1 protein-coding gene is annotated in these 525 nt (G+C 43.6%); it reads left to right on the forward strand.

Annotated features, from left to right (window positions below):
• Positions 1 to 37: 37 nt before the first annotated feature.
• A partial coding sequence (locus JCM14374_RS12910) for a transposase (protein ID WP_242849004.1) occupies positions 38 to 525 on the forward strand: 488 nt, incomplete at its 3' end.

Raw genomic sequence — 525 nt, forward strand, 5'->3', positions numbered from 1 at the left:
GGAGGAGACAGGTTTTCTTGTTTTTGCTTATTGCCTTATGGATAATCATGTCCACCTATTGGCCAGAGAGAGTACGGAAGGGCTGGCAACGATGATGAAACGGATCAATGCCAGCTATGCCTACTACTTCAATCAAAAATACCACCGGGTGGGACATCTCTTCCAAGATCGTTTCAAAAGTGAGCCTGTTGATGACAACACATATTTGCTGGCTGTTATTCGTTACATCCATAACAATCCGGTTAAAGCAGGGTTAGTGGAAAAACCAGAGCAGTACCGGTGGAGCAGTTACACCAGTTACCTTTTTCCGCATGAGCCAGAAGCAAAGATGGTGGATACAGAATTCATCCTATCCATGATGGCAAATGACCAGCAAACAGCAATAAAAGAATTCAAGAGGTTTTCTATGGAGAATGATGAACGTGAGTTTCTGGACATAGAAGAAGGAAGTGTCTGGACTATTGAAGAAGGTTTCTCCTATCTTGATGAATACCTGACAAAACGATGGCCAGGGAAAAGCCTGCC

The sequence above is a fragment of the Syntrophomonas palmitatica JCM 14374 genome (assembly GCF_001311885.1).
Lineage (GTDB): Bacteria > Bacillota > Syntrophomonadia > Syntrophomonadales > Syntrophomonadaceae > Syntrophomonas_A > Syntrophomonas_A palmitatica.